The 9,445-nt window shown below is 59.2% G+C and carries 7 protein-coding genes; 4 read left to right on the top strand and 3 right to left on the bottom strand.

Going from position 1 to position 9,445, the window contains the following annotated elements; genetic code table 11:
* Positions 1-680 precede the first annotated feature (680 nt).
* From WBB85_RS09305 to WBB85_RS09295, 3 genes are read right to left on the bottom strand one after another with little or no spacing between them, the layout of a single operon-like run.
* Positions 681-1,808 carry an ABC transporter permease gene (locus WBB85_RS09305; protein WP_432638342.1) on the bottom strand — a complete coding sequence of 376 codons (1,128 nt, stop codon included), beginning with the start codon at positions 1,806-1,808 and terminating at the stop codon, positions 681-683.
* 1 nt (position 1,809) lies between these two features.
* Positions 1,810-4,536, bottom strand: a complete 2,727-nt coding sequence (gene rbbA, locus WBB85_RS09300; RefSeq protein WP_432638341.1) for a ribosome-associated ATPase/putative transporter RbbA — start codon at positions 4,534-4,536, stop codon at positions 1,810-1,812.
* The gene (locus WBB85_RS09295) at positions 4,533-5,516 is read right to left on the bottom strand and encodes an HlyD family secretion protein (RefSeq protein WP_432638340.1); all 984 of its coding nucleotides are present in this window, start codon (positions 5,514-5,516) and stop codon (positions 4,533-4,535) included. Before WBB85_RS09295 ends, rbbA begins: the two co-directional genes overlap by 4 nt.
* Positions 5,517-5,783: 267 nt before the next feature.
* Between WBB85_RS09295 and WBB85_RS09290 the strand changes: the two genes are divergently transcribed.
* The 4 genes from WBB85_RS09290 to WBB85_RS09275 are packed head-to-tail and all read left to right on the top strand — an operon-like array spanning position 5,784 to position 9,364.
* Complete coding sequence (locus tag WBB85_RS09290) at positions 5,784-7,625, top strand: PHA/PHB synthase family protein (RefSeq protein WP_432638344.1); 1,842 nt, start codon at positions 5,784-5,786, stop codon at positions 7,623-7,625.
* Positions 7,626-7,653: 28 nt separating this feature from the next.
* Entirely contained in the window at positions 7,654-8,418 is a 765-nt protein-coding gene (fabI, locus tag WBB85_RS09285; protein ID WP_432638343.1) for an enoyl-ACP reductase FabI, read from the top strand.
* Positions 8,393-8,614, top strand: coding sequence for a hypothetical protein (locus WBB85_RS09280; protein ID WP_432638339.1), 222 nt, complete (start codon positions 8,393-8,395; stop codon positions 8,612-8,614). Before fabI ends, WBB85_RS09280 begins: the two co-directional genes overlap by 26 nt.
* A 45-nt stretch (positions 8,615-8,659) precedes the next feature.
* The gene (locus WBB85_RS09275) at positions 8,660-9,364 is read left to right on the top strand and encodes a bifunctional enoyl-CoA hydratase/phosphate acetyltransferase (protein ID WP_432638338.1); all 705 of its coding nucleotides are present in this window, start codon (positions 8,660-8,662) and stop codon (positions 9,362-9,364) included.
* The last annotated feature ends 81 nt before the right edge of the window (positions 9,365-9,445 follow it).

Raw genomic sequence — 9,445 nt, 5'->3', positions numbered from 1 at the left:
TGGAAATCCGCTGAAAGATCACCAACCCTGCGGCTAAAGAGCCCGAGGCGGATCGTTGCCCGACCCGGTCATTCGGGCCTAGAGCCCGCGCAGGACAGGAGCTGCCTCATCTGGGCAGTCAGTGCGGCTGTCCCCTTCGAGCGACCGTGACAGAGGGCGGATTCCGGACTTTCGCCGCAAGCGCGAGCCAGCCATGCCGTAACATTGGAAGCCGACATTCAAACAGCCCTCAAACTGGGCATCACTCTGCGGTGCCGCATGATCGCAATCAGCCCATTCTGACGGATGTTGCGCGGTGTTCGAAATGGAATGAGCACCAAAAGCGGACACGGCCGCAACCAATGACCGCCCGGAACGCAGAGAAGCTTACGCACGCGAGCCACTCTGCGTCGGGGAAACACCGACCTAAACGCTCGGTAATATACCGCAGTCAGGCGCATTCATGTCGAGAACCGGATCATTGGGACCGCATTCTTCACCACTGACCGGGTAGTGCCCGGGTTCTGTGCATCCGGCAACTGCAAGTGCCATAGCAACAAGCCCGATCTGAATTAGTCTTTTCATAACTTAACCTTTCTCTGGTTGGTTGTAGATTTCTTTTCAGGGTCGTTCGCCTCCACCTTCGTTCGGCTTTATCATCGGGCACCGGTCGGTTTGTTTTCTGGATCAATCGGGGCGATTTAGTGCGCTGTGGCCATGGTTATCCTGAAACGTTTGAGCGCGATGAAGAAGAAGACGGCGCCGAGCGCGACCATGACGACCATGTCGGGCCAGACGGTATCCAAGCCGGCACCGCGATAGAGGATTGCCTGCGAAAACCCAACGAAATGGGTCGAAGGTGCGAGTTGCATAACGTTCTGAAGCCAGATGGGCATGCTTTCCATCGGGGTCGTGCTGCCGGACAAGAGGTTCATGATTACGAGCACCGGCAGCGCCAACAGGCCGAACTGCGGCATCGACGTGGTGAAGGTTGCCAAAAGGATGCCAAGTCCCGTCACCGACACGAGGTAGAGCACGGCGCCGAGTACAAAGAGGGGGATCGACCCCGCGATCGGAACCGCAAGCACGGTCTGGACGACAATCCAGAGCGACAGGACGGCGGCGACAACGATCGCGAGGCCATTGGCCCAGATCTTCGCGACCATGATCTCGGACGGGGTGACCGGCATCACCAGCAAATGCTCGATCGTGCCATGTTCGCGTTCCCGGATCAGCGCGGCACCGGTCAAGAGCACCGATAGGATGGTGATGTTGTTGATGATCTGCATAACGGATGAAAACCAGACGGAATTGAGGTTCGGATTGAATTTTGACGTGACCACCAGATCAATCGGCAACTCTGTTGCCGCGTCGTCGCCAGAAACGAACTTGGCGACCTCAGCGCGAATGATCTGCTGGAGGAACACAGAACCATTACCGGCCTGCGCCATTGCAGTGGCATCGACATTCAGCTGCACTTGGGGCGTCCTGCCGGTCAGCACATCGGCCTCGAACGAGGGCGGAAACGACAGCACGAACACGAACTTGCCGCGGTCCATGACACTTGCGATTTCGTTCGCCGCTATTTCCTGCGGCGGATTGAATTCGGGCGGCAGGATCGCGCTCAGAATGCGCCCGGTCAGCGCAGAGCGGTCCTGATCGACATAGGCCACGGACGCATTTGCGACCTCAAGCTTGGCGCCGGTCGCCACGGAATAGACCGCAAAGCTGAACACGTAGACGATGAGCAAGATCAGCACCGGATCGGCGCGCAGGCTGCTGAGTTCCTTGAGGCCGAGCCGGAAGACATTGGTTAGCCACTGCCTCATGTCATTTCTCCTGCTTGCTTAGTGCAAAGACCGACACCGCGATGAACAGGGCGGCAAAGCCCGCGAGTACCGCGTGATTGTGCCAGAGCTGTTGGAACCCGAGACCCTTGGTGAACGTGCCAACGCTGATCTGCTGATACCAGGCAGACGGGAAGGCAAGGCCAATCAGTCGTCCACCACCCGACAACGAAGATACCGGAACCAGAAGGCCGGAGAAGTTGACGGCGGGGATGATCGAGATAACGGCGGCGGCAAAGGTTGCGGCGACCTGCGTTCTGGTGAAGGTTGAGACAAGAACACCAAACCCGGTAGTGGCCAGAACATAAAGCAACGTGCCGACGAAAAGCGCGGCGACCGAGCCTTTGACCGGCACGCTGAAAACGCCATAAGAGACGATGATCAATGTGACGAAACTGAGCATGGCGATGACGACATAGGGCAACTGCTTGCCCAATATGAACTCGGTTCGCGTCACTGGTGTCGAACGAAAGTTGGCGATCGAGCCGGTTTCCTTTTCCCGCACGACCCCCATCGCCGCCATCATCGCAGGGATCAGGACCAGCATCAGCATGATGACCGAAGGGATCATCGCGAAGACGCTTTTGAATGATTGATTGTAGCGGAAACGGGTTTCGACCGATGCGACCGACAAGTTGATGGCGCGGCCATAGATGCGCTCGATCTGATCGGACATGTAGGACACCGCCAAACCTTGCAGATAGCCACGGGTGGTTTCGGCCCGGAACGGCATCGCTCCGTCAATGGCCACCCTGACTTCAGGCCGGTCACCGCGCAGCAGAGATTTTCCGAACCCGGCCGGCACCTCGATGGCGACGACAAGTTCAGAGCTTTTCATGCGGGCGTCTAACTCGGTCACGCTGCCTGCGGGCGATCTTTCAGCGAAGTAGCGCGAGCCGGAGAAGCTTTCCAACAACTCGCGGCTTTCAGCACTCTGGTCGCGGTCGAAAACCGCGTAGGGCAGGCTTTGCACGTCGAAGGAGATGCCGTAGCCGAAGGTCAGCATCAGAATGATCGGGCCCAGAAACGCGAAGGTCAGCCGCATCGGGTCACGCAGAATCTCGATCGACTCGCGGCGTGCGAAGGCCCAAAGCCGAGCAACGTCGAATGGGCGATGTGGTTGTTGCTGCCGTTCCGGCAGCGCCGTGGACGGTGTCCGGGATAGCGCGTCGTCAGCGCCGCCTGCCGCTTCGCGCAAATAGCCGACAAACGCCTCTTCGAGATCGTCGGTGCCTTTGCTTCGGGCCAATTCGGCGGGCGTTCCGATCGCCAGAACCTTTCCCGCATGCATCAGCGAGATGCGATCGCAGCGTTCCGCCTCGTTCATGAAATGGGTCGAAACGAAAATAGTCACGCCGTCATCGCGTGACAGATTGATCAGGTGCTGCCAAAACCCATCCCGCGCGACCGGGTCGACGCCCGAGGTCGGCTCGTCCAGAATGAGAACCTCGGGTGCGTGCAGCACCGCGACGGCAAGCTGAAGCCGCTGGCGGATACCGAGTGGCAGGCCATCCGGCCGCTTGTCAGCATCCGCGGCCAGATCGAAGGTGGCCAGCATTTCCGCGACGCGATCAGCGCGCTTCTCGGCCGGCAACTGATAGAGCTGGGCGTGCAGCTCCAGGTTTTGGCGAACCGTCAGTTCGCCATAAAGGGAAAAAGCCTGCGACATGTAGCCTACCCGCTGCCTGGTCGCCATGTCATCTGGGTCCAGCGCCTCACCGAACAGCAAAGCCTTGCCTTCGCTGGCCTTCTGCAGGCCGGTCAGCATCTTCATTGTCGTCGTCTTGCCGCAGCCGTTCGAGCCAAGAAATCCAAAGATCTCGCCGGGCTCGATCTGGAAATCGACGTGATCGACGGCGGTGAAATCACCGAATCGGCAGGTCAGGCCCTGCGCCTCGATCGCGGGCGGACCGCTCGCGGACTGGCGCGGTGGCACCACGACGGCGCAATGGCCTTGCCGGTCCTCTTCGGGCAGCATCGCGATGAAGGCTTTTTCCAGCGTTGGTTGTTCGGCAGCGGCCCGGATTTCGGCGGGCGATCCGGTGGAGATGACCTTTCCCGCATTCATGGCGGCCAGCCAGTCGAAGCGCTCCGCCTCTTCCATGTAGGCGGTGGCCACGATCACGCTCATCGTTGGCCGCGCTGCGCGGATATGGTCGATCAGATCCCAGAACTGCTGGCGCGACAACGGATCGACGCCGGTCGTAGGTTCGTCAAGGATCACAAGATCAGGGTCATGGATCAGCGCCGAGCAAAGCGACAGTTTTTGCTTCATGCCTCCTGACAGCTTGCCTGCTGGCCGGTCGGGGAAAGGATCAAGGCCGGTGGCCTGCAGCAGATCTTTGATGCGCGCGCGGCGCTCGGCCTCCGGCTGGCCGAACAATCGGCCGAAGAAATCGAGATTTTCGGTGACCGAAAGCGTTGGATAGAGGTTCCGGCCGAGACCCTGCGGCATGTAAGCGATGCGATGATTGCACGCCTTGAGATGATCGCGGGCGGTGATGTCGCCGCTCAGCACCGTCAGGCCACCGCTCTGTAGTTTTCGGACACCTGCGATCAACGCCAACAACGTGGATTTTCCAACGCCGTCAGGGCCGATCAGGCCCGCCATGCAGCCCGCCGGGATATCCAGCGTCACGTCGGACAAAGCCCATGTGGCGCCATATCGGTGCGTGATCGATGACAGGCTGGCGACCGGCGCAGAGGTCATTTTGGCAGCTTCACCGAAAGAATGTCGGGCCAGGCAATGGCGCTATCCGTTCGCACGTAACCCACTCCGGCAACGCCCGCCTTGGCCTGCTCCTGATATTCTTCCAGCAACTCCTCAGGAATGGTCAGCTTGACGCGGAACATCAGCTGATCACGCTCGTCGGTGGTCTCGACGGATTTCGGCGTGAACTGGGCCGAGCTGGCGACGAAGGTGACAGTCGCAGGGATCACGTAATCCGGGATCGGATCAAGGACGATGCGCGCCTCAGACCCGATGGCGAGCAGTCCCGCATCGCGCGCAGGCAGGAATACGGTCATGTAAATGTCTGTCAGGTCGGTCAACGTCACGACCTTGCCGCCGGCGCCGACGACTTCTCCGGCCTTTGCGAGGATGTATTGGACGCGGCCATCATGTGGTGCCACCAGATCGGCGTCCGCACGAACACTTTGAAGCCGGTCGACGGTTGCCTGAGCCGAGGCGATCGTGGCCGTTGCCAGACCAATGCCGGCCTTCGCCGCTGCTACTCCGGCCTCGGCAGTTGTCAAAACGGTCTTCGCGTGATCGACCTGCTCCTGTGCCACATGTCCTTTGGCGGCAAGCTGTTCGGCGCGCGAAAATTCTGAAGTGGCAAACTGCAATTCAGAGCCGCGCTGGTTCAGCAGCGCTTCGGCCTGAAGCTTCTGCTGCTCGGCCTGCGTGACGGCGGCCGCGGCCTGACGCAACTGGGCATCAATCTCGGCCGTGTCCATATTCGCGACCAGATCACCCGCCTTGAGCCACTGGCCTTCGGAAACGCGAACCTCGGCAATACGCCCCGGCAGCTTGGCCGCGACATCGATACGCTCCGCCTCGATCCGTCCGTTTGAGCTGGCGATACCGGCTGGGAGTTCTGCGGATTGGCTGCTCAACCAAATGGCGTAGGCACCGCCCGATAGCACGATGAGGGCAACAGCGATTGTGCCATAGCGCTTCCATTGCATTGGTTTTCTCCAGATCTCAGGGTGAGCGGAAACAGGACTGTTTCACGTACCTAACGGCGCCGCATCGCAGCGTAGAGATATGCTGCAATGCAGAATCCACATGACCGATATGTCGAATTGTTGGATGCACAGGTTGGTTTTCCTACCTACGTTATCACCGACACCGCAGTGTTTATGCCTGTTTTCATTCGGGCGATTTGATTGAGATCAATGATCCTTAGACGGATGTCGGTAAACAGGCGCAACCATTCAAAAGGAGCCCGAGCGATGGGCCACGCGATACCGAAAGCCGCAAATACGCCCGACGAACTCAGTGATGGGACCGGGCTGGACAGAAAGGCTCCAATCCCGTCGGTCTCACGGGATTTGCCGAAACAGGAAACCGGACGGAAGCGAAATCGGGATACAGGCGTGCCGGAATTTTTGGATCGCGCGCTGAAAGCCAGAATGGCCAAAACTACAAAGGGCCTCTCTCCAGCAGCGCTCGCGGGCGCTTATCTGGACTGGTTGGCGCACTTGGCGACATCCCCGGGCAAGCAGATCGAGATCTCGGAAAAGGCGTTTCGCAAGTGGCTGCGGCTTTCAAGCTATGCTGCGACCTGCGCCGCTGCCGGCGGTGAATTTGCCCCATGTATTGAACCTCTGCCGCAGGACCGCAGATTCCGCGGGGAAGCCTGGCAGAAATGGCCCTATAATGTTTTCTACCAGTCCTTCCTGCTCAATCAGCAGTGGTGGCACAACGTGACCACCGGTGTGCGCGGCGTTACAAAGCAGCATGAAAACGTTATGGAGTTTGCCACGCGGCAGATCCTCGACATGTTCTCGCCGTCTAACTACCTCGCAACCAATCCAGAACTGCAGGCCAAGACCCGCGCAGAGGGCGGCCACAACCTCGTTCGCGGCTTTCAGGCGTGGCTGGATGATCTAGGGCGCCAGCAAAGCGGCAAGCCCCTTGCCGGAGCGGAAGCGTTCCGCCCCGGTCACGAGGTTGCTGTGACGCCGGGCAAGGTGGTCTACCGCAATGATCTGATCGAGCTGATCCAATACGCGCCGACCACCGACGAGGTGCGGCCCGAGCCGATCCTGATCGTGCCTGCGTGGATCATGAAATACTACATCCTCGACCTGTCGCCGGAAAACTCGATGGTGAAGTTCCTGGTCGATCAAGGCTACACCGTTTTCATGATCTCCTGGCGCAATCCGGGTGCTGAAGATCGCGATCTGGGGATGGACGATTACCGCAAGATGGGCGTCATGGATGCGATAGGCGCGGTTCAGGGCATTTTGCCGGATCAGAAAATTCATGGCGTCGGTTACTGCCTCGGCGGCACGTTGCTTTCAATTGCCGCGGCCTCGATCGCCCGCGACGGAGATGATCCGTTCGCATCGCTCAGTTACTTCGCCTCGCAGATCGATTTCACCGAGCCGGGCGAATTGCAGCTTTTCATCAACGAGAGCCAGCTTACCTTCCTTGAAGACATGATGTGGGATCAGGGATACCTGGACACGACACAGATGTCCGGAGCCTTTCAGATGATCGGATCCGCCGATCTGATCTGGTCGCGGATCCTTAACAGCTACCAGATGGGCGACAAGCCGGCGATGTTCGACCTTTTGGCCTGGAATGCAGACGGCACGCGGATGCCCTTCCGGATGCACTCGGAATACCTCCGATCGCTTTATCTGAACAACGATCTGACTGAAGGGCGCTTCATCGTGGGCGGGCGTCCGATTTCCGTGACCGACATCCGGGTTCCGGTGTTTTCCGTGGGCACCGTCAAGGACCACGTGGCACCCTGGCCGTCGGTCTACAAAATGCATCTTTATCTCGACACGGAGCTGACATTCGTTCTGACCAGCGGCGGGCATAATGCCGGTATCGTGTCTGAACCGGGGCACAAGCACCGCAGCTATCAGATTGCCACGGCAAAGCATGATGATCGCTATATAGATCCCGAAACCTGGGCCGCACAAACACCGAAGAAGGATGGTTCGTGGTGGCTTGAATGGGTGTCGTGGCTTGCGGAACGATCGGGTGCGCCGGTCGCTCCCTCGGACATGGGCAATGCTCTGGCCGCCGCTCCGGGGACATATATTTTCCAGAAATAGGCGCGTGGAGCGCAACGAGGGACTAACCATGGGTTTGCTTGAAGGAAAACGCGGTCTCGTCGTCGGGATCGCCAATGAACACTCCATCGCGACCGGCTGCGCGCAGGCCTTCGTGCGCGAAGGCGCGGAGCTTGCGGTCACTTATCTCAACGATAAGGCAAAACCGTATGTCGACCCGGTTGCCACGGATCTGAACGCAAAACTTCTGATGCCGCTGGACGTCACGTCCGACACGCAGATGGACGCCCTTTTTGAGGCGATTACCGCCAAATGGGGGCAACTCGATTTCTTGCTTCACTCGGTCGCGTATTGCCCGCAGGAAGATCTGCATGGCAGCGTAGTCGATTGTTCGCGCGAGGGTTTCGGCGCGGCGATGGATATCTCGGTTCATTCCTTCATCCGGCTGGCGCGCAAGGCGCGACCGTTGATGAAGAATGGCGGATGCCTGCTGACGGTCAGCTATTACGGCGCCGAAAAAGTCGTCGACCATTACAATGTGATGGGCCCGGTAAAAGCCGCCTTGGAATCGACTGTCAAATACATGGCGGCTGAACTGGGGCCAGAGGGTATTCGGGTCAATGCTTTGTCACCGGGCCCGCTGAAGACCCGTGCCGCCTCTGGCATTGCACATTTCGATGCGCTGATCGACGAGGCGCGTGCGCGCGCGCCGCAACAACGGCTGGTGACTATTGAAGATGTTGGCAACATGGCGGCGGGGTTGGCCAGCACATCTGCGCGCAATGTGACCGGCAACATCGCCTACGTCGATGCCGGCTACCACGTCATGTCCTGAGCACAAGGAGACGCGTTATGACCAGAAAACCGATCAACTGGAGATCGAAACCCATCTCTGGGACGAGGCCGATCTGACGACCAACAACAGGCTGGTTGCCCATATCGACAGCGATCTTTCGGGCGGCGATGCCTTCCGCCACGTTGAGGAGATTGCCGAAGAAATAGAGGCCGACAAAGCAACCAGTCCTGCGTGAGTTTGGGAAAACTCACTTCTCGGCCCGACGCAAAGGAACAGCCCGGTGCAATACATTGAAAACAAGACGTTTGACGAAATCGAAATTGGCGACAGCGCTGAGCTGACCCGCAAGCTGAAGACCGAGGATATCGAGCTGTTCGCCGTGATGTCCGGCGACGTGAATCCGGCCCATGTCGATGAGGAATACGCCCGGTCCGACATGTTTCACGAAGTCATCGCGCATGGCATGTGGGGCGGTGCGCTGATCTCGGCGGTTCTGGGAACGGAACTTCCCGGCCCCGGTACGATCTACCTCAACCAGAACCTCAGCTTTCGCCGACCGGTCGGCCTGGGCGACACTGTGACAGTCCGCGTCACCGTTGCGTCGAAGGATGCCAAGACCCAACGGCTGAAACTTGACTGTCTTTGTGTCAATCAAGATGGCGAGACTGTCATCAAGGGCCAGGCCGAGGTCATCGCGCCCGCCGAAAAAGTCCGCCGCCCGCGTGTTGTCCTTCCCGAGGTACATCTTCACGAACGCGGTGCGCGTTATCGCGACCTGATCACCGCGACACATGCGCTTGAGCCGGTGCGCACCGCCGTTGTCCACCCTTGCGACGCGCTTTCGCTGACGGGCGCTCTTGAAGCGGCATCTCAGGGCTTGATCGTTCCGATCCTTGTCGGCCCTCGCTCAAAGATCGAAGCCACCGCGCGCGATGCGGACTCCGCCCGGCAATGGCGATTTTGCCTACCCTGTTTCGCCACCTGAATTTGACAGCAAAAAGTACTACGCGCCTGCCGCAATGGCGGCAGCGGTAAATAGAAGAGTGCTCCATTTCAGTTTCGGTAC

This window comes from Albidovulum sp., from assembly GCF_049646345.1.
Classification (GTDB): Bacteria; Pseudomonadota; Alphaproteobacteria; order Rhodobacterales; family Rhodobacteraceae; genus Albidovulum.
Note: the sequence above shows the minus strand (reverse complement) of the source record. Positions and strands in the feature narration are given on the sequence as shown.